Annotated in this window: 20 protein-coding genes; 9 read left to right on the top strand and 11 right to left on the bottom strand. The window is 37.7% G+C overall.

From position 1 onward, the window contains the following. Positions 1-20 precede the first annotated feature (20 nt). The 6 genes from D1839_RS15985 to yhfZ all read right to left on the bottom strand — a co-directional run bounded on the left by D1839_RS15985 (position 21) and on the right by yhfZ (position 5141). Positions 21-1145: an aminotransferase class V-fold PLP-dependent enzyme gene (locus D1839_RS15985; protein WP_120380840.1), complete on the bottom strand. Its 1125-nt coding sequence runs from the start codon at positions 1143-1145 to the stop codon at positions 21-23. Continuing rightward, positions 1142-2062 carry a phosphotriesterase family protein gene (locus D1839_RS15980; RefSeq protein WP_120380841.1) on the bottom strand — a complete coding sequence of 307 codons (921 nt, stop codon included), beginning with the start codon at positions 2060-2062 and terminating at the stop codon, positions 1142-1144. Before D1839_RS15980 ends, D1839_RS15985 begins: the two co-directional genes overlap by 4 nt. Before the next feature lie 21 nt (positions 2063-2083). Beyond that, positions 2084-3376, bottom strand: coding sequence for a YhfT family protein (locus D1839_RS15975; RefSeq protein WP_120380842.1), 1293 nt, complete (start codon positions 3374-3376; stop codon positions 2084-2086). A gap of 29 nt (positions 3377-3405) precedes the next feature. Beyond that, the gene (locus tag D1839_RS15970) at positions 3406-3765 is read right to left on the bottom strand and encodes a DUF2620 domain-containing protein (protein WP_120380843.1); all 360 of its coding nucleotides are present in this window, start codon (positions 3763-3765) and stop codon (positions 3406-3408) included. Beyond that, positions 3762-4142 (bottom strand): PRD domain-containing protein, encoded by a 381-nt coding sequence (locus D1839_RS15965; RefSeq protein ID WP_120380844.1) that lies wholly within the window; start codon positions 4140-4142, stop codon positions 3762-3764. The genes D1839_RS15970 and D1839_RS15965 overlap by 4 nt, the downstream gene beginning before the upstream one ends. Before the next feature lie 66 nt (positions 4143-4208). Next, the gene (gene yhfZ, locus D1839_RS15960) at positions 4209-5141 is read right to left on the bottom strand and encodes a GntR family transcriptional regulator YhfZ (protein WP_120380845.1); all 933 of its coding nucleotides are present in this window, start codon (positions 5139-5141) and stop codon (positions 4209-4211) included. A 242-nt stretch (positions 5142-5383) separates the two neighbouring features. On the opposite strand from yhfZ, the gene dpsA reads away from it, so the two are divergent. Then, positions 5384-6256: a dipicolinate synthase subunit DpsA gene (gene dpsA / locus D1839_RS15955; protein WP_120380846.1), complete on the top strand. Its 873-nt coding sequence runs from the start codon at positions 5384-5386 to the stop codon at positions 6254-6256. Between the two features lie 322 nt (positions 6257-6578). Here dpsA and D1839_RS15950 read toward each other — a convergent pair whose 3' ends face one another. The 3 genes from D1839_RS15950 to D1839_RS15940 all read right to left on the bottom strand — a co-directional run bounded on the left by D1839_RS15950 (position 6579) and on the right by D1839_RS15940 (position 13581). Then, positions 6579-9671, bottom strand: a complete 3093-nt coding sequence (locus D1839_RS15950; RefSeq protein ID WP_120380847.1) for an AAA family ATPase — start codon at positions 9669-9671, stop codon at positions 6579-6581. Between the two features lie 42 nt (positions 9672-9713). Beyond that, entirely contained in the window at positions 9714-10895 is a 1182-nt protein-coding gene (locus D1839_RS15945; protein ID WP_120380848.1) for an exonuclease SbcCD subunit D, read from the bottom strand. A 1318-nt stretch (positions 10896-12213) separates the two neighbouring features. Then, positions 12214-13581 carry an aspartate aminotransferase family protein gene (locus D1839_RS15940; RefSeq protein WP_120380849.1) on the bottom strand — a complete coding sequence of 456 codons (1368 nt, stop codon included), beginning with the start codon at positions 13579-13581 and terminating at the stop codon, positions 12214-12216. Between the two features lie 369 nt (positions 13582-13950). On the opposite strand from D1839_RS15940, the gene D1839_RS15935 reads away from it, so the two are divergent. The 6 genes from D1839_RS15935 (at position 13951) to D1839_RS15915 (ending at position 20101) form a co-directional block, all read left to right on the top strand. Beyond that, positions 13951-15588 (top strand): PucR family transcriptional regulator, encoded by a 1638-nt coding sequence (locus D1839_RS15935; protein WP_158589680.1) that lies wholly within the window; start codon positions 13951-13953, stop codon positions 15586-15588. A 99-nt stretch (positions 15589-15687) separates the two neighbouring features. Next, entirely contained in the window at positions 15688-15906 is a 219-nt protein-coding gene (locus D1839_RS15930) for a hypothetical protein (protein ID WP_120380851.1), read from the top strand. Beyond that, positions 15906-16526 carry a sodium:solute symporter family transporter gene (locus tag D1839_RS20470; RefSeq protein WP_199690282.1) on the top strand — a complete coding sequence of 207 codons (621 nt, stop codon included), beginning with the start codon at positions 15906-15908 and terminating at the stop codon, positions 16524-16526. Before D1839_RS15930 ends, D1839_RS20470 begins: the two co-directional genes overlap by 1 nt. Positions 16527-16616: 90 nt before the next feature. Next, positions 16617-17417 carry a sodium:solute symporter family transporter gene (locus D1839_RS20465; protein ID WP_199690284.1) on the top strand — a complete coding sequence of 267 codons (801 nt, stop codon included), beginning with the start codon at positions 16617-16619 and terminating at the stop codon, positions 17415-17417. A 25-nt stretch (positions 17418-17442) separates the two neighbouring features. Then, positions 17443-19074 carry an amidohydrolase gene (locus D1839_RS15920; RefSeq protein ID WP_199690286.1) on the top strand — a complete coding sequence of 544 codons (1632 nt, stop codon included), beginning with the start codon at positions 17443-17445 and terminating at the stop codon, positions 19072-19074. Continuing rightward, positions 19058-20101, top strand: a complete 1044-nt coding sequence (locus tag D1839_RS15915) for a C45 family autoproteolytic acyltransferase/hydolase (RefSeq protein WP_199690288.1) — start codon at positions 19058-19060, stop codon at positions 20099-20101. The genes D1839_RS15920 and D1839_RS15915 overlap by 17 nt, the downstream gene beginning before the upstream one ends. 807 nt (positions 20102-20908) lie before the next feature. Here the strand turns inward: D1839_RS15915 and D1839_RS15910 are convergent. Further along, complete coding sequence (locus D1839_RS15910; protein ID WP_158589681.1) at positions 20909-21613, bottom strand: class I SAM-dependent methyltransferase; 705 nt, start codon at positions 21611-21613, stop codon at positions 20909-20911. Positions 21614-21737: 124 nt separating this feature from the next. On the opposite strand from D1839_RS15910, the gene D1839_RS15905 reads away from it, so the two are divergent. Then, positions 21738-22532 carry a DUF2268 domain-containing protein gene (locus D1839_RS15905; protein ID WP_120380854.1) on the top strand — a complete coding sequence of 265 codons (795 nt, stop codon included), beginning with the start codon at positions 21738-21740 and terminating at the stop codon, positions 22530-22532. A gap of 72 nt (positions 22533-22604) precedes the next feature. On the opposite strand, the gene D1839_RS15900 is transcribed toward D1839_RS15905, so the two are convergent. After that, positions 22605-23753, bottom strand: coding sequence for an MFS transporter (locus tag D1839_RS15900; RefSeq protein ID WP_120380855.1), 1149 nt, complete (start codon positions 23751-23753; stop codon positions 22605-22607). A gap of 563 nt (positions 23754-24316) precedes the next feature. Between D1839_RS15900 and D1839_RS15895 the strand changes: the two genes are divergently transcribed. Beyond that, positions 24317-25540, top strand: coding sequence for a dicarboxylate/amino acid:cation symporter (locus tag D1839_RS15895; protein WP_120380856.1), 1224 nt, complete (start codon positions 24317-24319; stop codon positions 25538-25540). Positions 25541-26231: the final 691 nt, after the last annotated feature.

Raw genomic sequence — 26231 nt, 5'->3', positions numbered from 1 at the left:
CCTCCCCCCTTTAATAGTGGCTAGTTATTTGATTGTATGGCTTGATTAAGAATTTGAACAACAGTAGCTGCACTAGATTTCATCGGATTAATTCGTAATCCATACTGCTTTAAATATGGCTGGGCTTCAAGGAAGCTTCCCGAAACGCGATAAATCATTGGAAGAATTTCATATTTCGATTCTGCACCAACAGGGTGTGTCGCAGCCCCAAGTGCATTGCTTCGCTGGATCACCTCAAGCGCAATTGGAGAATCTAGTTCAACAATAACGTTCTTCGATTGTGCATTTGTCATATACGCAGACGCTACCCCTTTAACAGTTCCTTCGTTTAATTGCTTACACAGTTCTTCTACTTGCTCATTTTGAATAGCAAGTGAGACTGGAGCAAATGTCATCATACGCAGCAGTTCCATCGCTTCATAACCTTGTATTTGACCGCCTCCAGAATAATTGCGTTCCTGCAAGGTTGTAATAGCTTCTTTTTTACCAACTATAACTCCGATTCCTTCGGGTCCAAGTAATTTAAAACCTGAGAATGTAGAATAATCGGCCCCAAATTCAATACCAATTCCTGCTGTTTTCATGGCACAATAATTATCATCTACAACTATCGTGATATCAGGTCTTACTCGCTTTACATTCTGAATAAGTTCTTTTAAGTTGTAAGTGTCTGTCGGCTGCTGGCGTGCATGCTGAATATAAAACAATTTGTTTGTTAAATCAGCTATTACTGTCTCCCGAACTGCGTCAAGATCGTTATAGTCTACAGCTTTTGTCTGAATTCCTAAAAGACGAACCGTTTCTTTAGTTGTTGTATAGACAGGAGCTGTATGAATAAACATAGAATCGCCTGTTTTAAGTAAAGTACTTAATATTGTCCGAATTGCTCCTGTGCCAGCTCCTCTTACAAGAGCTGTTTTATCAGCATGAAAGAAGTTAGCGATAACCTGTTCTACCCTTTTTGTTTGTTCAGGTCTTTTACAATTAGGGGTTATACCCAAATCGCCCAATGATAAAAACTGTTGACCTGTGAACACTTTGCTCATGTGATCAGTAAGTTTAAATTGTAATTGTTTCGCCTCTTCTACAGTTAATACAGGAAGTACAGAAGAAGCATATTTTAACGAAGAGGGATTATAAATCATCTGTTTTGCTCCTTTATAGAGAATGCGCTAGCAGGATTTGTTACTAGCAAATCATGAATTATTTCATTAGAAACTCTTCTGGTACGTAATGTAGGAATAAAATGATGGAGCACTAAATCATAACCAGGACCTCCGTATTTCTTCCAATGGGACTTCCTTGTCAAATCAGCCGATAACAATATTTGCCTATGATATCCTCGTTCTATAAAATCAAGTAAAAATTCAATCCTCTCTTCATCAGGGCGATAATTATTTTTTCCGATCGTATCAAAACCGATATAAACGCCTGACTGAAGTACATCAAGAACTTCTGCTTTATTCGAATTTAAATCCTGGTGCCCAATAATGATTTGATCCGTATCTACTCCACTCCCAATCAGCATATCTACTTGCTCACTTCCTAAAGTGCCTAGAGATGTATGCGTTGAAATAGGTAAACCAGTCTCGACAGCAGCAATCGCTGCACCCATGATTAATTCCTTTTCAATCGGCTTTATCTCATCAACACTTGTACCTATCTCTCCAATAACTCCTGGAAGAATCTTGGTATTATCTACCCCCTCCTGACTTTCCTTTACGAAATGCTCTGCAAACTGTTCTCTATCCCATTCCGCCGCAAATTCAGGTATAAATGGATCTTTATAAAATCCCGTACATGTAACGATATGCACAGAAGTCTTTCCACTTAAGCGCACCAATCTCTCAACGTTTCTACCCATTCCTTCATTCGTAAGCTCAATTAAGGCACAGCCCCCAGCTTTATAAAAATGAGTTAATTCATCTATCATTCCTTGCTCATCATCTAAAATGGTATCCGGATCCCCTTTAATTCGTGATAAATCAATAGATAGATGCTCATGAGCTGCACAAATCCCGAATTCCTCCGGTTTTACTTTCCCTCTTACTGTCTGTATCATTGCAGAATGACCTCCTATGGACTATTGAGGGATAGACATAACCCCCAGTAGAACTAAAATATTAGCTATAACACCTACAGCAATCGCCCCTACTGGTCCCACTGCCATCCGGACAATTGGCCGCCCAGCTGCTTCATTTAATAAGTAAAATCCTGCAATAAAGAAGAAGCCAAATCCAGGAGCAATCATATTTGAAGCGTTTGCTCCACCAATCAAAAGTGCTACTTCTAATAATTTAGTCATAGCACTGCGTATATTCTCTCCTGAATTTCTAACCCCAGGATATTTATCAAGAAACTTTGCAATAGAATTGAGTAACATTACTTCCAAAAAGATAACAATAGCACCAACGAGAACTGCTATCCAAACATTCGGAGAAAATAGACCTGCTACAAAAATTAACGTAAAACCAACTGGACTATAAACGCCAGTAGCTATTGCTGTTGAAGCGACAAGTGGAATAAACCCAATTGCTCTAGCGGCAGCTGCTATTCCAGCGTCTGTTTGTTTTCCTTCAGCTAATAAATTTAACGAAATAGGGTCACCCGCCATTAATAACAGATTAGTAGCGCCAGCAATTAGGGCACCAATTAGCATAAAGAAAACAACATTTTTCTTTATAGAGCTTACTTTATCGCTAAAGATAGATACTAAATCCACTGTAGCAGCTTCACTTTCCTTCTTCTTCATTGCAAAGCTGAATAAGAAAATCATTCCAGCAATTAATGCCATCCCTTCTTGGTTAAGCGTTATCACATTTTCACCTATAACAAATAAACCGCTTTCATTTAAAAATACAGCTAATTGCCTCACTAAGGCTGCTACTAGAAACGTGAGAATACCTTTTTTTAAACTAAATTGAAGTGCAACAGCTAATGCGGGAAAAGCCATAAATGTAACTACGACAGGTGTACCTACTTCTCCCATCGGTTCAAGGAAGTTTACCGGTAGATGTTCAAACAATTTCACAAAACCTTCTAAACCTATTAAAAGTCCCCAACCATATAATCCACCAATAACAGCCGCAACAGGAGTACCCCATTTACTTTTTGGAGTAATTAGACCGATAATATCTGTACCTAGTAAAATACTATGAATTAAAATAATACTTGCAGTTATGGTGAATGGTATTCCAAATCCAACTACTAAACCAAAGCTCATCGCAAATGCCGTTAGCCCAAGCTCCCTGCGCTTTAAGCGACCTTCTAAATGTTCAGAAACAATAGGACGTAGGCCATCATTAAATACAGCTATATTCATATTTGCCAATACTGCTGCTAAAGCCCCAATTAAAATAACAAATATCATTTCCATTTCACATACTCCCCCCTACTAAATAACTTTTAACTTTTATTTTTCAGTGCGTGAATAATCATAGGGATTGCTGCTTCCAAATGATCTCCTGTAAATCCAAAAGCTACTTTTCCGTTTTGAACAGCCGCTTCTACTGCTTGTTTATTCGGCTTTCTACCCGGCATGGAAACCGTTTCACATTTATCTCGACCTATCATGGCGATTGCCATCGCAAGTGCACCACCTCCTCCAGTATGACAAGCTCCTAAATAGTAATCTGCCTGCTGTGTTTTCATTGCCATTGCTGCATCTAAATCCGATTTCACTACTGTCTCAATCGAGCTATCAATCTCCTTGATTAAAGCCTCTATAGCTTGTTTTTCCACTTGTCCACCAATTACAATTTTCACGCTTTATTTCCTCCCTTATTTAATGAAATAACATTGGTAAAATGTATGTATAGAAAATCTTTTTCCTTTTGCGGTAAAGTTCCCCCCCACTCTTCTTCTAATAAACTAACCTGTTGCTTTGCTAATAAATAGTATGAGGAGTTCTTTACCTCGTCCATCTCATCAACTACTGGTAAATCTAATTCTTCTCCTTCCTTCATTCGCTCTAATGCTGAAGGAAGATGGGTAAATAACATCTCTGCTTGTTCAAGATTTTTCATACGTAATTCTTTTAATAAACGTTCAAAAGCATTCAAAGTGAGATAAAAAGTATCTTTGGATATGACCTTTCCTAGTAATAAAATTTGTAGTCTATCCTGCAGATTATTTATATTCAATAGATGATACCCCCCTATATATAATATACTGTATTTTGTATATTGATGATAAAAAGAATTACCTATTTAATAATGAGGCAATTTCTCTTTATTTATTACTTTTTGTTGGATTTCTAGTATCCTATCTTTATCTAATCCTTTGATAGCAGAATGAACAGCTTCCCTGTCTTTTTCAACTAAAATAACAGCTGTAGACGCCTTTAAAGCTAATGCAGAAGCTTTACTAGATTGAAACTCTCCTGTCGTAAAGGTTTGTTTCGATCTATTTTCATCGGCATTCCATACAGCAGCATCTATATGTTCATTTAAAAGCATATCAAACAACTGCATATAATTAACTGGAACAAAAGAAACTGTATATCCTGCACATTCCAATAATGTCAATTGAGATTGATCGACAGACGTGTAATCTATTCCTATACGCATCCCATCCTCTATTTTGGTATGTTGCTTGTTGGAAAAGAATACCTGGTGGGTAGAAACATACGTATTAGCCCCAAAATTCAAGATTATTTCAAGGTTGTCTTCCTGTTCCATCTCTGTTTCTGCAGCTAGTTGTGACATAACTACAAAATCAGATCTTCTCGCTTTTAAAGACTCTAAGCGCTGTTTTGATCCTCTCATATAAACTAAATCAATATTGTTAACGATTGTGTCAGATACCTCAATGATTCCCGTTGCCAATCCTTCATACATGGCTGAATAGGGTAATGGCATTGCACCGACCAACTTCCCTACACCAGCTATCTCTTTAAGTAAAATAGTATCTTTTTTTCTTAAAAAAGTTCCAAGATGACCACGTGCTTCTAGTTTAATAGCATGCAGTTTCTCTAATACCTTTAAAGCACCTTGGACCGTTCCATTACCAATCCCAAGCTCTTGAGCCAAGTCACTTACCTTTGGGATGCGTCCTCCTTCTTCTAATAACAATAATTTTTTTGCAATCTCTCGTGCTGCTAATCCGTTTTTAGAAAATAAACTTTCCCAAATCCTGCTCATACTTATCCCTTTCAAAATACGAAATTTTGTATATTGTTATTATAGCGTTTTCATAATCAATAATCAATAGCTTATTCATCAATACGAGTATGTTTTGAACATATACTGGAATAATTATCTTTTTTTATCATACAATGGATACAGTGGATGCAATTTATTGTAAAATAAATTAGGGCCTTTCTATACTAATATGGTTTATCTAATAGCCTCCTATATACCTTCTACAAAAAGGAGACCATCATATGAACATGCGTCATATACTCATTATCGGCGGCGACGCCAGATATTTACATGTAATAGAATTATTGGCTAATACGGGTAATCAGCTTTATTTAATCGGCTTCCAGCACCTGTCATTTAAAAAACACAATGTTAAACATACCGAATTAGCGCATACCAATCTTTCTATGATGGATGCGATCATATTGCCAGTTGCAGGGACAGATGAAAAAGGAAAGGTAGAAATCACCTATGCGGATGAGTCGCTTTTTCTTACAGAACAAATCCTTTCCTGCACACCGAATCACTGCACGATCTATACGGGTAATGCGAACGATTATTTACGAGAAATATGCACAGCTGCAAATCGAAAAATAGTGCGGTTATTTGATCGTGACGACGTCGCCATTTATAATTCGATTCCAACTGCAGAAGGAGCATTGAAGTTAGCGATTGAAGCAACAGAGGAGACCATCCATAACAGTAATGTATGTGTTTTAGGTTTTGGAAGAGTAGGAAAAACAGTAGCGCGACTTTTTCATGCTGTTGGCGCTCATGTACATGTAGCAGCCAGAAATAACGCCGACCTTGCTAGGATTACCGAAATGGGACTAACTCCAATCAAAACCGACCAACTCATTACGGTTATTGGTGACATAGCAATTTGTATAAATACGATTCCAAAACTAATAATCGATGAGAACCTAATTGGTAATATGTCCCCTTCTACTGTAGTTATTGACCTTGCCTCAAAACCTGGAGGCGTAGACATTGCTTGTGCGAAACAGCATAATATAAAAGCTATTCATGCACTCGGTTTACCAGGAAAAACAGCTCCAAAGACAGCTGGAAAAATCCTTGCCAAAATGCTGATTGATAGCTTTAATAATGAGTAAGAGCACCAGAATAGGATGACTTATACCAACAGATAAAATCCAAAGACAAATGCTACTTGTTTTCATCTATAAAATACAGATAACATTCTTCAAAGTAGACAGCTCATTTCTTATCGATCTGTCTACTTTGAAAATCATTGAAATAATTAGTATACCAAGTAAAACTCCACCCCAAACAGTTATTTATTCTCTTCTGACAAGCCGCTGAATAGAACCTGACAACTTCACTTGTCCTACTTAGAATCACCCCGCAGGACGAAAGACTGTTCTTATCTCCTTTTTCCAAGGGAGCACTTCTTCGACCAAAAAGACTAGGATAACATTATTTAATGATAAATTTCGTTCTGCTCGATCCATCTTTGGACTTGGACACTTCCAGGACAGCTGGAAAAATAGTCTTTAATTCCTGAACATGAGAAATGACCCCGATCATTCTACCAGATCGTTGTAGATCAACTAACGTATCAATTGCTTTATTTAATGCTTCCTCATCCAACGTACCAAATCCTTCATCAATAAACATCGTGTCAATGGAAATTGCCCCTTGAAAGCTTTGAATAACATCTGACATTCCAAGCGCTAAACTAAGGGAGGCATTAAACTTCTCTCCGCCCGATAAAGTTTTCACATCCCTTGTTTGTCCTGTATAGGCATCGTATACGTCAAGGGCAAGACCACTCTGTTTACCGTGTGACTCCTGACGATCACTACGTATAAAGACATATTGACCATTGGACAGCTCTTTTAATCGTTCATTCCCCGCAGCAATAATTTGTTCTAAGTATTCAATCTGCAAGTAGCGTTCAAACGATACTTTCTGATTATTTTGCCCGCGTACGGTATCGTATAAACCAGCTATCCGTTGAAGCGTACGTTCACGTTCCGTTATTTTTTCAGTCCCTTGTTGAATATATTGCTTTAGTGCTTGTGCTTCCTGCTCATAATGCTGAGACTTATTCAACCTATCTAAAGCCGTTTCATATTTTTCTTTCCAATGATTTAATTCGGCTTGAATGACCGTTAAATCAATTTGGTGTTTATCTGTTAACACATTCTTTAATTCCAGTACCTGTTCACGTAACGTGGATTTCGTTTGATCATATTGTTCGAGTTCTTCTTTTAAAGCTAACCGTTCAGATTTAGGCATTTTTGCTTTTTGGTAACTCTCTTCTGAGTTAAAACGTTCCTTTTCCAATGCCTGGATAAACTGAGTCACTGCCTTATCACGTTTTTGTATCGCCTCTTCTAGCTGCATTTTCGCATGAGTGACCTCTGAACTAGCTTTCATTTGCTCTTCTTTGGATTTTTGCTGCTGCTTTTGCACCTCTTCCCATACTTGTTCTAACTTTTTTAGATTGCTTTGTGTGTTAGTTAATTGTTCCTTTAATTCGGATAATACACGCATATTTTCAGGAACAAACTGAATTCTTTCCTGATAGAGCGTTTGTTCTTGAGCTAATTTTAATTTTAGCTGATGATCACGTTGTTGCTGTTCTTTGTACTTTGCTTCTAATTCTTTATAGCTAAAGCGTAGCTTTTCCAATTCGCGCTTTCTTTCTACCATCTGGTTACGTTGTTGCTTTAATTGCTCTACCTCAGCACTAAGCTGTTTACCAGCAGAGGCCAGCTGATCTTCTGTTTGTTTTGCACTAGTTATGACAATGTGGTGCATTTCTAATTCAGTCGTTTTCGCACGAACATCATCTTGGTTAGCTTTTAATTTACCAAGTACGTCACGATACTCCCCATCTAGCCTTTCGAATTCCCTTCTAGCTTTTTCTAATTGTTCTTTTGCAACAGCTTCCCTCTGCTGTGTGGCTTTATTTGGATGATCTACACTGCCGCAAACAGGACAAGCCTCTCCATCATGTAAATGAGCAGCTAGATAAACCGCTTGATTATCCATCCAGGCTTGTTCCAGTTTGTTATAATTTTCTTTCATCTGTATAGCTATGTTTTGTTTTTGCTTTGTCTCATTTATCAACCATATTTGCTGTTCCATTAGTTTACGATAGTCACGCACCAGCCTATATTGGTCGCGCATCGTAATTAATTCTTCCTGCATATCGGGTAGCTTTGCTACCAATTGGTCAAGCTGGTTTATTTCTTTTTCCGCTGTCTCTAGCTGGTTGTTTTTTTTCATAAGGCTTTGTTCAGTAGTATACAGTGCTTCAGAAGCCTGGTTGGTTTGTTTTTCCAAATCCATTAAGTTTCGGTTCATTTTATCTATCTGCTGTACAATCGGCAAATATTCCTTTAGTTTATCCAGTTGTTTACGCAGGGATTCACGTTCAGGTTCACGCTTTTCCTCTGTTTCAAAATTTATATTCGCCTGGGTTACTTGTTCATCAATAAGCTGTTTATTTTTTTTTGCTTCAGTTAACTGTCTTTTCTTTTTTTCTGCTTCTTGAAGCCAATCATTTCGCTGCTGTTCCAAAAGAATAATCACCTGGGCGCGTTCCGCTTGCTCTAGTTTACTCTTTTTTTGGGTATTTGCTGTTTCCTGTAGTTCAAGCTCTTTTAAACGTGCTTGTTTCTGATTTAACTCAGCAAAACGCTCATTAATTGCTTTTGCTTCGTGAAATTCTTGTTGCTTTTTATCGTGCATCTGATACGCATGTTCATATGTTTTTTTATCTGTGATGATTTTCCCTTCGTAATAACGACATTCTTCCTGAAGACCTTGTAATATTTGATTCATATTGTAATTTTCTTGCTCTAATGTTTGAAAAAGTACCCCTTCTTCCCGAATTGGAAGCGTAGCATGAATTTGAGCAATATATTGCTTTAGTTCCTGGTCTGCTTGCCTGTAAGCTTCTTCTATCGCCGATTTTTTTTGCTTCAGTCGCTCCGTAATGGCTTGGTACGTTTCTGTTTTAAATAATCGCCGTAAAATTTCTTCTTTGTTTTCTGTTTGTGACGTTAACAATTTACGAAATTCGCCTTGTGGCAGCATCACAATTTGTTTAAATTGATCCTGTGTTAAACCGATAAGTTGTTCCATTTTATCATTAATCTCCGATACAATTTGCCTATCTACACAAGGTATTTCACCGTCGCTTGTCACTTCAAAAAATTCATATCGTTCGCCTGTTTTCGTTTTATTGCCTTTTTTCACATGCCCAAGCTGTCGCAAAATCCGATACTGTTTACCTCTTAAAGCAAACAAGAGCTCTACAGCTGTATGAACGTGGTCTTCTGCAAAATCACTTCGAAGCATTGCATTACTCTCTCTGTCTTGTCCACTGGCAGCACCATATAGAGCAAAACAAATGGCATCAAAAATCGTTGTCTTGCCTGCTCCAGTATTCCCTGCTATTACGAATAGACGATTATCTCTAAGATCATCAAAATGGATTACTTCTTTATCCTTATATGGGCCAAACGCCGTCATGGTTAACTTTATCGGCTTCAACTTTTTTCATCCTTCCCCATCTTATCAGCTTGACATTCATATCTAGTTGCTTATACGAGCAATACCTTTTGTTTCGTTTTGTTCCGTTAAAAGATCATCGAGGGTTTCTTGGAAAAGCATCACGGTTTCTTCTTCTGGTTCATATCCCTTTACTTCCTTGTAAAAGGCTGTAAACAGTTCCAGATCGGACATCTTCGTCCGCTCCATCGGCTTTTCTTGATGGCCAGCTTCTGGCTTTATAAAGAAACTTTTTCTCTCCACATGCATCGCATTTGGATAAACCGAGCGCACTTTTTCCATCGGCGAAAGGATAGGTGTTTCATCTGTCAACTTAATAAATACATAATCTTCATTAATAGGTTGTTGTAAAAGTTCGCTTAATGAACCTACTACTGTTCGCATGTCCCTTTTTGGTATGAGCAACTGTTTTTCGATCTCAACGTTACCCTCTCCATCCATTTCTACAATAAAAAAACCTTTACGGTGATTTTCCTCCGAAATCGAGTATTTTAATAGGGAACCACCATAGCGGATTTTTTGATCTTTTACATAATGTGCTTGATGAAGATGTCCTAACGCAGTATAGTGAAAACGTTGAAAGAGCTTAGCTTCCACGTATTCAGATCCCCCTATTGCTAACGGACGTTCTGATTCACTTGTGTTTTCCTTTTTTTCCCCATAAGGTGTCACAAATGCATGTCCTACAAACACATGCCTTGCATTCGGATCCATCGTAGCTTCGATATGTTTAATTATTGTCTGCATCGCATCGTTGTGATTACGTATTTCCTTCTCACCAAAAACGTTACGAACGATGCTCGGGTCACAATATGGAATAAGATAAACATGGACTTCTCCATACGCATCGTGCAATACGACTGGTTGTATAGTACTAGAAAGATTCCCAATAATATGCAGCCCATTTTCACGCAAAATCTTGCTTCCAAAATCCAGCCTGCTCGGGCTATCATGGTTACCAGCAATCGCAAGCACAGGGATTTTAAGTTGCAGTACGATTTTGCCAAGTGTTTCATCCAATAAATGGACAGCTTCTGTAGGTGGAACGGCACGGTCATAAAGATCTCCTGAAATAATAACAGCATCGGGTTGCTCATTCTCGACAGCTTGAATGAATTGATCTAAAATATATCGTTGATCATTCGTCATATACACTCCTTGTACAAGCTTACCAAGATGCCAATCTGCAGTATGAAAAAATTTCATCTATGAAACTACCTCCCCAAATATATAAACCAACATTTTATATAAAGTAAATCTGCAATCCGTAGGGCTTGTCCTCCCCCCTAAAATAGTAGATCAAAACTTAGGTTTTCAGGCGTCCTTGAAAAAAGAACAGCACTCTTTGATGTAGCGCTGACGTAGCTTTCCTTGTCCTTGAAAAACAAAAACACTTTTTCTGGGCGATACACATCTAATAATCACCATCTTATCTGCCCCGAATGAGTTGGAATTTCATTCAAGTACCATTATCTCTAACTTGGACTTCTATAAATCTTCCCTCCACGCTTGAAGCGAAAGACTTGCAAGTCTACATTTGGGATAAAATTTGTATAAGTATGTCTATGTATCAATGGTTTGTCCTACTTTCTAGTATAAATCAATTTCTATTATCTAACCAGTTGTCATTTTGTAACTTCTATCAAAGCGGAAGCTTTTGCAAATGTTGACCCTATGCGCTGATCTGTTCACGTTTCCTGTCCTGCAACGTGATATCATGCTTCCATTGCATGGAAGATGCCAGCCTGCTTTGATTTCTTTTTAAACGTATAACGTTCTCAGAGGTTGGACACTTTACCATCTTAGAAAAACTTGGCTATTGCCAAAGTTATTTTGTCGATAGCCGCAGTTTTTCTTATACTTTAAACCCTAAAAAAATTTATACATTCCTATAGTGGAACAAAGACGCCCGTTTAGCAACATAGTGAATGGAACGAATTCAACGAAGGATAAAGTGAACCTTCCATCAGCGGGGTTTTCTTCATCCACGCTGATGGTTAGTACCACCAGGGTATGACCTAAAGACCCTGGAACGAATAGGGGATTTAGGTGCTATTACATCCCGCTTCGACTCGTTCAGCTCACATCTTCCATTCTTAAAGTGGGAGTCTACAACGCTTTTTGCGAGAAAAGGAATCATGCCACTACAACAGGGGTATGTCGACGTCTGGACGGCAAGCCCATTTTTAGTCGGTCTTCCTCTTTGTGACGAACCGATGAGGCCTTATCGTAGGACGCAGTCACATCGTGGCTGGGCTCATGCGCCGGACGTGACTATTCGGTTATTCGTTACATAAGCACATCATTTTATGCTTTCTTATCTTATAAAAAAACTTGGGTCGAGTTCATCTGAATTGATATATTTTAATGAAGAAATGTTTCTAGAGCCACGATAAAATACATTTTATAATTAACTTTTGTGAGGCAATTTTAAAATTTAGCATCATACATTCCTTACATAAGTCTGTTGTTCCTATAAGTAAATTATAGTTCTAATCTTAGGAGTTACCAAACACGGATTTTTTTATAGCAAGTTCCTATTGTCATGCAACACTTGTTCCAGTGTGTTTATGATATACATTAACTCATCCTCGCTAATGGTTAAAGGCGGACATAACGTGAGAACATTATTATATCCAGCAACTGTTTCTCCGTTCCTTCCAATTATCAAGCCTTTTTCTTTGCACTCATTCATTATTGTCGCAATTACATTAGAACGTATTGGCTTTTTCGTTGTTTTGTCTTCAACTAATTCAATCCCAACTAATAATCCTAATCCGCGAATATCACCAACATATGGATGATCTCTAAACTTTTCTAGCTTTTCCAATAATTCCTTACCCATTAAAGCAGCGCGCTCGACCAATTCTTCCTGCTCCATAATCTCTATATTCTTTAATGCAACTGCACATGCTGCCGGATTTCCCCCAAAAGTATTCACATGCCGTAAATGAGAGTGATCAGCTTGCTTTTGAAATGCATCATAAATACCCTTTTTCACTGCTGTTACTGATAAAGGTAAATATCCGCTTGTCAGTCCTTTTGCCATGGTTATCATATCAGGCCGAATTCCGTAATGCATATGCCCAAACATTTTCCCCGTTCTCGCAAACCCACAGATCACTTCATCAATAATGAGCAATACACCATGACGTTTACATATCTTCTCCATTTCTTGAACATATATCGGATGCGGGATTAGTATACCTCCTCCAGTTATTAATGGCTCCATCATAACCGCAGCAACCGTTTCTTTTTGTTCCCAAATAATAACTTCTTCTATCTCTCTTGCTTTTTGTAAATTATATTCCTTTTCACTCATACCTTGAGGCTTTCGATAATTATCAGGCGGTGCTACATGTAAAAAACCGGTGCTGAGTGGCTCATATTTATATTTTCTTAGCGCCTGACCAGTAGCGGATAAAGCTCCCATGGAACTACCGTGGTATGCTCTATAGCGTGAAATAATTTTATATCTAGGTTCGCCATTTTTTTGCTGGTGATATTGACGAGCGATTTTTATCGCTACCTCATTTGCGTCTGAACCACTATTGGAATAAAAAAACACATAATCATCATCTAGCAAATGATTTAGTTTTACCGCTAACTCGATTGCAGGTGGATGGCTTTGGGTCATGGACATATACGCCATTTTCTTTATTTGGTCATATGCTGCTTGAGCAAGCACTTCACGTCCATAGCCAACATTTACACACCAAAGTCCTGCCATCCCATCCAAATATTGTTTTCCATCATGCCCTGTAATCCATGCTCCACTTGCCTCCTTCACAATTAACGGATGGATATGATCATTGTATTTAGAAATGTGGTGCCAAACATTTTCTTTGTCTTTATGGAGTAATTCTTTTACCTGTGTGTCTAATTGATTCAATCAAAATTCCCCTTTCTTTATCATGTAGCGAATTACTTAACTTCGCATATAAGGTGCTGAAAATGACTCTCACTCCCGAGTAGGATAATCTGTACTAGAACAAGTCTAAGCGGGAGATAACAGCACGTAAAAGCCCTATTTCATAAGCAGCCTTTAGATCGTACCACTACGGTACTGACAATCATTTAGGGACAAATGAAAATCCCCACTGATGAAAAACTCACTTTACCTTAAAACAACTTTCCTAACCTTATTTGACAGTCTCTCATTCATCATTCATAATATTATTTTACAAACTATTTTTAAAATTATCATTTTACAGTTTGTTAACTCTTTTTCAGCCAACTTTTAACTTTGGGGGGATTTATGTTGAGAAACAATTTGCATCTAACTGTAAAAGAAGTTTTATCACGAAAGCAGTTTAGAAAAGCAATCGTACTTGCAGGAGAAAATGGACTAAACAGAAAGATAACATGGACGCATATCATAGAGAGCCATGATTTTGAAGCGCTAATAAATGGAAACGAATTAATTCTGACAACAGGTAGCAATATAGATCTTCAAACCCGAGCATCTTCCATCACCTATCACCGGCTAATTAATAAAAATGTTGCTGGACTTTGTATAGAAAAGGGAAAATATTTTCGTACACTGTCTCCTGAAATTAAAAAAATAGCTGATAGCTACAACTTTCCAATTATTGTCTTTAATGAAATGGTAAAGTTTGTCGATATCACCCAAGATTTACATACTTTACTCGTTAATCAGCAACATCAAATGATGCATCAATTAAATCAGCTTTCTCATCAATTTAACAAATATTCCCTTGCCCCTAATGGGATTTCGAAAGTACTGCAAGAATTATATAACCATGTGGGACAAAAGGTAATGTGCCTAATTGATCAAAAAAACACCTATTATTACCCCCCTAGTTTAAAAATAGAAGCGCCACAGATACTTGCTTATTTTCTTAAAACACTAACCAATGTTGACCACTCTAAAATCATTCCTTATAGAGATACACCCTTTGCAATTGTTCCTATTTCTGTTCTTGGTAGCACTTGGGGTCATTTATGCATACAAGTGAACAGCCAGTTGAACGATGAGTTATTATTTTCTCTAATGGATAGAGCCTCGATGGCTATAGCCCAAATTCTATTAAGAAATCGCACCGTAGAGGAAAGAAGGGTAAACTCAGAAGATGAACTCGTCAAGAATTTATTACAAGGAAGAAAGTATGATGAAGTGGAGTTACAATTCTTTTTGCCAACACACCATTCTAAATTAAGTTATCGGGTAATTGTAATAAAAACTTTTCCATATGAAGTCGAGTTAGGGCAAGAAAAGTGGGATGGACATAAAATCCAGCGAACCATTTCCATTCGTTCTTTGTTCCAGCAATATGGTTGTTTACCTATCATATCCACTAGAAAAAATGAAATTGCCATTGTTTGCTTTTTCATGGACGAAGACCAAGCTAAGAAAAATTATTTGTACATGCAAAAAATAATCGATCAAATGTTAATATCAGGTGCGAATAATATTCTTCACGATGTTGTTTCGCAAATTGGTGTAAGTAGTGTCCAATCTGATATAAAACATGCTTTTTCCAGCTATAATGAAGCTATTCAAGTGATTAAATTAAGAAAGAAGGCACTTTGTAATACGTATTTTTTTGAAGATATTGGTATTTTCCAGCTCTTGCTCATGCAAAATAACACTGATTTGAAAGCGTTCTCAAATAGATATATAGGAAAATTGATAGACTATGATCAAAAAATGGGTACTGAACTGCTAAAAACCTTAGAAATTTACTTGGAATGTCAAGGAGCAAAAAAAGAGGCAGCTCGACGATTATTTATTGTCAGACAAACACTTTATCATCGTTTAAATAAAATTGAGCAACTATTGAATGTTGAATTAATAAGACCTATTCACCGACTTTCTTTAGAAACTGCGATTAAATCTTATTATCTCCTAATGGATGAAAAAGTAGACACACAGTAAAACTTTTGCCTCTCAATTTTAACATTCTGATTAATGAATAAATTAAACCTTTCATCTACACTATATAATAAAAAAACATAGATGAAATGGAGTGATTAAATGAAATTGACATGCAAACTCCCTAGGACAAAGAAAAGCTGGTTTAGCTTCGGACTTATTTTATTTGTTATTGCACTTGGTAATTGGCCTTTTATACCACTGTTTAATAAACCTTCCATCATTTTAGGAATGCCAATCTTGATGGTATGGTCCATCTTCATTATCATTTTTACAACCGGTACCTTGTGGTTTGTAAGTAAAATAAAAGGATTTAGCTAATGAATATGTATGTGCCGCTTTTAATCACATTATCTTATATGATTATTGCTATTCTTTTAGGTTTAAGAGCAAGTAAAGGGATAAATATGAATGATACTGAAAATTGGGGTGTAGGAAGTCGCAGTATGGGTCCAGTAATGATGTATTTGTTAATTGGCGCTGGTGGGGTGAGCGCTTACACGTTTATGGGTTCGCCCGGTTGGGCATACGCAAAAGGTGTGCCAGCTCTCTACGTCGTTGTATACCTAACTTATATGGGGATCGTTGCTTGGTATTTTGGTCCAAAAGTATGGGAATTAGGTTATAAGTATAAACATGTCACGCAACCTTCAGCTATTTCTGACCGTTATGAAAGTAAAGCATTAGGGGCTTTATCGTCTATAGTAACTTCAATTGGCATATTAGCTTATGCTGTATTACAAACAACAGGAGCAGCTTATATTTTACATGTTATGAGCTATGAATTAATCCCCAAATGGGTCGGTGTTTTCTTATCCTTAGGTGTCATTTCCATCTACTTATATCGAAGTGGTTTAAAAGCAATTGGAGTTACGAATGCCTTTCAAGGAGGTTTAATGTTAGTTGTCTCTTGGTTTGTTGGGTTATGGGCAACAAGATAATTTACTGGCGGATATTCCTTTCGAGCCATTTTTGAACGTGTTCAAGCTGATATACCTTCCTTTCTGACATTGCCTGGAGGGGTGAGCGACATGAATGTAACCTTTTGGTCGACGTCCATTTTAATCTCTGTCTTTTCTATTTGGCAAACGCATTGGATTCAATGGATGGGGGCTTCTTCTAAACAATCCATTAGACGTGCAGCAACGTTGCTACCTACTTTCTATATTGTTTTAATCCCCATGATCATCGTTGGTTTTATCGGAATTTTCATATATCCTAATCTAACGAATCCAGATACCATAGCTATCCAATTGGCTATTGATCATATGCCAGCTGTTGTAGCAGGTTTACTTGGTGCTGGTACTTTGGCCGCAGCAATGTCATCAAGTGAACCTTGTATCCATGCAACTGCTCTTAGTTACAGTAAAGATATTTTACAGCCACTATTAAGGTGGAACGATACAACATCAGGTAAATGGACGCGACGATTAATATTTCCTATTATGGTATGTATGATTGCTCCAATTTCTATTATGGAACCAGCAAGTCTTGTTTACATTTTATTAATTGGCTACGGGTTTATCGGTCAAGCTTTTCCAGCAATTATTGGTATGTTTTTTTGGCCTAGGGCAACAAAACATGGAGCTTTTTGGGGCTTATTTGCCGGTTTTATCGTAACTGTCCTATTCTCTTTCCTTGTTCCCCACCCTCTTGGTATTCATGCTGGAATTTGGGGGTTATCTATTAATATAACTGTATTTATCATTGTATCATTAGTCACAAAGCCTGCTTCCCGAGTAACTATTGAACGTTTCTTTCCTGATATGGCTGAGGAACTTTTTACAGAAAACCGCAATGAGTTATCCGGTGCAAAATTATCTAAACTTTAACAAATCTAATACTGGAGGGATACTATTGAATAAACAAACCATTTTTATAAATGGAGAAATTATGACCGTTAATATGAATAATGATATTTGTCAGGCACTAGCTATAAGAGGTAATCAAATAATAGCTACAGGAAGTAATAAAAAGGTTTTAGAGCTACAAGATAGCAAGACGGAGGTAGTCAACTTACATGGTCAAACTTTATTACCAGGATTTATCGACTCCCATCTGCACATAACTATGTATGGAATTAACAGACTTTCTATTCATTGTAAACAGGATAAGCTACATTCCATTTCTTCTCTGTTAGAAGCGCTTAAAACAAAGGTTGCAAAAACACCAAAAGGAGAGTGGATTCGCGCATTCGGCTACAACGAAAATCACATGACCGATAAACGCTTACCGACAAAACAAGAATTAAATACAGTATCGAAAGATCATCCCATTATCGTTGGTCGGGTATGTGGTCATACTTCTGTTGTAAATAGCAAAGCCTTCCAATTAGCTGGTATAAATAAACACACTCCAGATCCTATGGGTGGGAAATATGAAAAGAACGAAGCGGGAGAACTGAACGGTACTTTAATAGAAAATGCGCATATGAATATGTTTGCTAAAGCCGCCTTTTCAGAATCAGAATTAAGCGAAGCCCATAAAATCGCTTCTCGGGAGTTTGCAGCAAAAGGGATAACTTCTATTCATGATGCCACAGGATATGGACTGGATAATCTTCGTAAATTACAACAAGATGCCCGGTCGGGTACAATACAACAGCGAGTTTATGCAATGGTTGGTGCACTAAACAATGCACAAGACGTTGTAAAACACATGGTTTTATCTGGCGTTTCCACTGGCGTTGGAGATACGAAATTTAGAGTTGGCCCTGTTAAGCTATTTTTAGATGGTAGTAGTAGTGGTCCAGCTGCTTGGACAAGAGATCCTTATACAAGTGATCATAACAATTATGGCATCCACTATTTTTCGCAAGAGGAAGTAGATGAGCTATTCATCCCCGCACATGAAAAAGGATGGCAAATAACTGCACATGCTCAGGGTGATGCTGCAATAGATATGTTACTGACCACCATCGAAACAGCAAACAGACTCTATCCACGAGCGCACTCTCGTCATCGCATCGAGCATGCAGGGATAGCAACGCCTGACTTAGTAAAAAGAATGAAACAACAACATGTAGTCCCTACACCAAACCCAGCATTTCATTTCGAGTATGGCGATGGTTACGTAAAAGATTACGGAGAGCGTTCCAGTTATATGTACCCTTTAAACGATTATTTAAAAGCCGGTATACCAGCAGCAATTGCTTCTGATTGCCCTGTTACTGATGTTGATCCGTTCCGCGGGCTATATGGCGCGATTACAAGAGTGTCTGACTCCGGACAAATCATTGGTGAAGATCAACAAATTCCTTTATTAGCAGCCGTACGAATGTATACCTATAATGGGGCATATGCATCATTTGAAGAAAAAATCAAAGGAAGTATTGAACCCGGGAAATTAGCAGACCTTGTATTAATGAATTGCTCCTTACTGAACGGTCATGCAAATGATTTACTGGAGGCTAAAGTAGAATGGACAATGATTGATGGGAAGATCGTTTATCAAAACAAAGGAGAAGCGATACATGTCCCCGAGAGCTAACCAAATTAAAAAACATACATTAGCTGGATCGCCTTACGACATTGGTTATGAGCATGGAAAGCTGGCAGAAGAACAGATAAAAAACAGCCTACAAACGTACGAAAAAATGTTTAGAGATTATGCTGAAACGTCTTGGGATGAAGCATGCGACCTAGCTTTACTGCATGTGAATTATGTAAAAGAACATTACCCTTCGTTTTTGGAAGAAATGAAGGCAATAGCTATGGGTGCAAAGGTGGAGTTTGAAGATATTTTAGTATTAAATTGCCGAAGTGAGATAGTACTTACTTCTCCTGATGGTTGCTCTTCATTCGCGCTGACGCAACCCAAAACAGAAAAGACATGGCTCGCCCAAAATTGGGACTGGAAAAGAGAACAAGTAAATTCAATACTTCATCTTGAGCTAGTACAAAACAATCTTCCAACTATTCAAATGGTAACAGAAGCAGGTATCATTGGAAAAATAGGCTATAACAGTCATGGGATAGGCGTCTGTTTAAACGCTTTAAGAACCAATCAGTGGCACGCGAAGTTGCCAATTCATCTAGGGCTAAGGGCAATCCTTGAATCACACACTTTTGAAGAAGCTATCAGCAGAATAGACCAAAATCAAATTGCATCAGCAGCGCATTTTCTTATTGGATCTAAATCAAAAGACATAATTAGTGTGGAAGTCTCTCCAGTATATACCGAGAAAATACTTCCTAAACACGGATCCCTTCAACATACGAACCACATTTGCTCGTCAAAAATGAAACAAGCAATGGATGAGTTTGCAAAACCCGACTCGTTTGACCGGCTGTCCATGCTTTCAAATTTAATTGACTCCCAAATAGACAAATCTATCAATCACGAATTCCTTTTCCAATTGCTAGCTAATCATGACAATTATCCAAATTCGATCTGCCGTCATCATAATCCTGCGTTATCAGAACAAGAGCAGACAGAAACGGTTTTTAGTATAGCCATGAATCTAAATGATGCCGGATTTTATTGGTTTTTAGGTAAACCTTGTCAATATGTTTAAAAAATACTTTAGTTAAAAGGATTGCTTACAATCTCTATAACATCCATTTTAACGTAAGGATCATTTAATTAGGTCTTCTTTACGTTATTGGATATGGGTGGAACGTATAATCACCATTTATCCAGCACCCTCTCTATGCTTCAGATCCTGGCTTCTGATTGTTCTTGGATGTGAGAACGTTTAGCACTAGATTAAAAACCTCTCATCCTGCAACTTTTGGCAGCGGATAGGTATAGCGATGTAACCATTTTGCGCTTTCTTTTTTCTATCTACTATAATGAGGATCATAGCAATTATAATGAGGATCATAGCAATCAGTGAGGGATATTTATTCCTCACTGATTGTTCGTACCGGATGTATGGCCTAAAGAACTTTTACTTAATAGGTCATTTAAGTTATCTCCTACTTAAACTTATTGTATTACAGATCTACTCGGATAGCGGCAAGTCTTACAACAGGTTATATGCCACTAATTACTATATATTATAGAATAGTGTGAAAAAAACCTTAAACGACCACATGCTAAAGCAGGTGGATTTAGACATAAATGTCGGTGACTAAAGTCGTTTCTCAGGCTAAAGTCCTGCTCAAAGATCTTAGCTGAAGCACCCTCAAAGCTAGACTAAACTCATTCTTCTATCCTAAATATTTCGTCCTTACCTACTTACCTTCATTTATATAATTTCTTATTATTTCTTCCGTTACCGTTCCTAAAAATATCCTCTTGCCCACAGGTGCCTAATATTTCTTTTTGAGTTCTGGAAACTGGAGGTAAAAGCCCCTCCTACACTGATTTAAAATTCACTTTACTGCGTACAGCGAAATACACCATATCGAAGATCCTCTTGATACATTTCGGTGAGTTCTTGATGCTGATGCAGTATTTCGATCGCTTCATCTATTTGTGACGCCGAGAACTGAAAATCTTGAGCTTCATCTACCTCCACTTTTAGTAGATCTATAACTGGCTGTTCCAGATCAATTTGTGTAAATCCTGCCTGAAGCAATTTTTCTCGCCATTCTGTTTCAGTTAATAGCTCGCGAAACCCATAAAACGAAGAAATCACATTCCTGTCTCTCTCTGACATGCTTGCATCTATCATTATTTCAATAGCTAATAACCTTCCACCGGGATGTAAAGCTTTCATAATAGAAGGTAGCGATTTAGAAAAATCCGTAAAAGCGAGTACCGATTCCGAAAGTATTATGTCAAATCGTTCCTTCAAACACATATGCTCTACATTATCCTGAAAAACTGTAATTGGCACATTACAAGTATTAAACCTTTGCCTAGCTTTTTCCACCATTATTGGATCTATATCCATCGCTGTTACTGAACATGGATATTGTTCAGCGATAAAAGCTGCTGTCTGTCCGGTTCCGCAGCCTATATCCAGTAAGCTCGTTATATCATCCATAGCTTCATTTACTAATATTTTTTTCGTTAACTTTAGTCCTCCAGGGTGTGCACCACCTACTCCAAGTTTGGCTAAACTATCCAAATAATTCATGCTTTCACCTCCAATAATTAACATATGTACCCATTGGTGGATGAGATACGAAAGGTCAATATTTTTTTCCACTATGCATATGATATCGCAATGAAGCTGAAGCTTTCGAAAAGGAGATGAAACAATGAAAGGAGTTATTCGAACAGATGAATGGTTGCTGGAAGACTATAAACATCCGATCCAGTTAGCTGAACGAGTGAAGGATTACTTTCCAAATGCTGAAGCAGAAGAAATATTTGCTCATCTAACAAAATTTGGTATGACTCGTTCGGCGATACCCAAAAAACGGGTCCAGCAAATGCAAGCAGCAAAACTTTGGAACATCACTTCAGAGGATTATAAAGAATTACAGCATCAATGGAATGGACCTGAAGTACCAATTTTTATTTTCCCATCTGATGAAACCAATTACAGGTTACGCAAGGAATTTAATGGAAAAGCAGGACTTACCTTTAAGGATAAGGCTTTCTTATTCCTATCTGAATCGAATACACAAATGGAAATCAAAGCACTGTTAACGCATGAATACAACCACGTTTGCCGTCTGGAAAAATTTAATAAACCAGAAAAACAGTATACCTTATTAGACACAATGATTTTGGAAGGCCTGGCAGAGTATGCTGTTTTCAAACGGCTAGGAGAAGAGCATACAGCCAGTTACATTGGTAAATATCAGGATGAAGTGCTGCACCGTTTTTGGACGAAATATCTTTCGTCTGAAAAAGATCTCCGTGCAAATACAAAAAAGTACTATCGTTTACTATATGGATCCCATTTTTATCCAAAAATGTTGGGATATTGTGTTGGGGAATATCTTGTCCGAACCTTTGCAAACAAGCATGGCTTGGCTTTGAAAGAGCTTTTTGCAGTTAAAAGTGAGGAAATAGCAGAAACAACATTAGTGACTCCAAGGGATTAAATACTATTTTCATTTTTTAGCTGTCTTATAGTATCCGCGGGAGTGTCCTTCCGCGGATACGTCTATGCTGGCTTAATGACTATGACTCTTTTTTCTTAATTGATCTATTACATATAAAATTGTACAAATGATCAGCATAATAATTGCCGTGAAAACAAACGGTATTCCCCACCATTCAGCAATAACTCCAGACACAGAGGATCCAGCTACAACTCCCAATGAAAAGAAAGCATAAAATATGCCATATGCTTTTCCGCGATCTATTTTAGAAGAGCTTTCTGCTACCATTCGATTCATGGAAGGAAACACGAATGCAAAGCCTATCCCATACACGATCATTGTCAGGATGCCTGTCCAGAACATAGTAACATAACTCAAAAGCAGCATTGCACTACCAATGATAAAAATCCCCGTACCAACTAATGTCAATGGCTTCATATGGTCATAAATTTTGTTAATTGGTGTTAAAAAGACTATGATTGCTATCACTCCAAAAGTACTAAGCAATGCACCGGTTGCACTCGCATCAAGCCCAATCTCCTCTATTTTTAATGGTAGAGCAAAAGCTAGCGTCCCGTTACTAATCATCAATCCAAACGCAGCTAACGAAGCTTGCAATAATAAGGGGTTTTTTAATAATGGGATAAAATGCTTTACATGGACCTTGGACCTGTCCCTAGAAACAAAGGATTCCTCTATATAACGAAGTACAAGAAAAGATGTGAATAAAAACAAACCTGCTACTAATAAAAATACATACTCTATTTGTCCGCGAGCTGCCAATGCCCCACCAATTGCCGGTCCAACAATAGCAGCAATACCAATAGCAGCACCTGTGAAGGCCATTGCCTTTCCTCTAGAACCAGCTCTTGTCTGATCTCCAACATATGCAAACGCAGATGGAATTAAAAACCCTCCAGCCAGACCATGTAATAATCGAATAATAAATAATTGAAATCCTGTTGCAGCTAATGGATATAATAGTAAAATAAACGTTACTGAAATCATTCCGATAAATAACATGCGCTTTCTTCCATACTTGTCAATCCAGTGTCCCCCGAGAATATTTCCAAACATATTGGTTAGTGAATATACCGCTACAATTGCTCCTGTTAACATATGAGAAGCGCCAAGGCTTTGTGCATAAGGGGTTATAATCGGTAATTGAATAAATGTATCGATAAATGAAACAACAATAATAAAATATAAAAGCTTTCTCACTCATCTATCCCTCACTTTCCAACCTATTATACCTAAATTTAACTGAAAAGCGATGATAAAAGCAGCAAAATATTCATTCGTCACAGTTTCTACATAAAATGCCTCATTTCAACTATATATTGGTAACTATCTTACTAGTTTATACATTATTTCTTTTGGCTAAAAACGGTACGGTTAGCTACGTATTCGTAATCCAGAAAACGATGCGATTTGACTTTTAGCTAAGTGGATATATTACGGTTATCCTCCATCTAATCAATTTCATTATACATTACCAATCATTTATTATTCTTAAGTGATAATAAGTGTCTCCCTTCTTCTTTTTTGGTACGATAGAAAATATAAAAGAACTCTTCAATTTAGTGTGGGTTATCATTCATCCCCAATGGATGCTTAGTGCCGTAATAGCATAACCTAAAGGCCCCTATAACAAATTGGGCATTCGTTGCTGTTATCTTCCACTGAGACTTGTTCCATACACGCTCTCCAGCCCCTTGAAGTAGGAGTCTTACAGCACCTTATATGGGAGATAAAATTAACGATAAAGAAGGCGATTTAACAATATGAATATATGGAAAAAATATAAACGAACTTCCTTTGTAATAAAAATGACTGTTGCATTTGTTCTAGGAATCATAGTTGGAGTAATCTTTCAAAATCAAACAAACGTGTTAGAGCCATTAGGTACATTGCTTATTCATTTACTTAGTTTAATTGCTATTCCCGTCATTTTTCTGACTGTTGTACTTGCAGTGAACCAAATGAAACTTACACAACTTGGACGAATGGGCGGAAAGCTAATCCTTTACTATATGGCAACAACTGCAGCTGCTGTGTTAATTGGTCTCGCATTAGCTCTTTGGATTAACCCGGGTACAAGCCTAACATTACCGGACACGCAAGTGGAACAACCTGAAACACCAAGCGTTTCCGATGTATTGTTACAAATTGTACCTAAAAACATATTCGCAGCCTTTACGTCTGGAGATCTAATGGCAATCTTATTTATTGCAGTTATTATGGGAGTTGCTATTTCCGCCATGCGCTACTCCGAAGACAAAAAAATGAAAGAATACGGCAACTTATTAAATACTCTTTTTACAGCATTAAATGAAATGTTTTACAAGATTTTGCAAGGTGTGCTGTTATATGCACCTATAGGTATATTTGCCATTAGTGCAACAGCATTCGGCAGTCAAGGTTGGGAAACATTCCAGTCGTTATTACAGTTTACCGCAGTTTTTTATGCTGGTATTGTGTTATTATGGTTATTGGTTTATACAGGATTTCTAAAATTATCCAGAACACCGGTTATTCCCTTTTTTAAGCAAACGAAAGAAGCTTATATGACTGCATTCTTTACATCGAGCAGCATTGCTTCTCTTCCTATTGCAATCCGCTCTGCTAAAAAAGCAGGTATTTCAGAGACCACAGCCAACTTTGCACTCCCACTAGGTGCTGTTTTCAATTCAGATGGCGGAGCATTACGGATGGGAGTTTCACTGGTTTTTGCTGCAAACATTATGAATTTAAACCTTTCCCCTATCGATTTTTTGGTAATTGTAATCATTGGAACACTGCTCTCTATTGGAACCGCCGGTGTTCCTGCAGCAGGATTGGTAACTTTATCCGCGGTACTTAGCATGTTTGGCTTACCACTTGAAATTGTAGCATTAATTGCAGGTGTTGATGCACTGATTGGGATGGCCGGTACTGCCTCTAACGTAATCGGAGACATCGTTGGAGCTTGCGTTGTTGATAAATCTGAACGGAAGCGTGCTGCCTAAACAAAACAGCTTGCGAAACGAGACTGGAACAAAAATGATCTATTATATATACGCAAGTTTTAAGCGTAGTAAAAATGTGTAGACTCTAGGAACAGCACGAGCTGAAGATCTCCCAGGAAAGCGAGGTATTTTGACGTAGTGATGGTAGGAATTTTTAATACAAACAAGCCGGACAATTCATTTATAGTTGTTCGGCTCTTGCTATGCTATATAGTATTTTTTGTCTACTTTTTAGTGTAAATGGGCAGGATCAGGTAGGCTAGACGACTTTACTAAAACGCACGCCCAAGGCCCCTCTTAAAGCAAAAGACACTTAAAAATATAAAACAAAAAAATAGTTAACAAATACTACTACATACCGTGGTGATTGAAGCTCATTTTTCTTTATACTGCATATGTTAGGAGCACCTTCTTATAAAGAGCTATCACGCTTCTTCCTCTCTTACTGAACAAAGGCGCAAGCGCCGTTTTAGCAACGTAGCAACTGGAACGGAATCAACTGGGATAAAGGTGAACCGATGGTAACTTATCATAGAGCGATTCGTGAAGTCGTCTAGTTGCTGGTCGCTTGCGCCAGACGTGACTTATTCGCTTATGTTGTAATACTCAAGCTCCTAATTTTATACTCCCTCTATATACTAACGTTTTCTCTTGTTTTCTTTGTTTTTCTTAGAATTTCATTTTGTTTTTT

The organism is Roseburia sp. 1XD42-34, from assembly GCF_009917385.1.
In the GTDB taxonomy this organism is placed as follows: Bacteria; Bacillota; Bacilli; order Bacillales; family Amphibacillaceae; genus Virgibacillus.
This window is presented reverse-complemented; position numbering and strand designations above follow the sequence as displayed.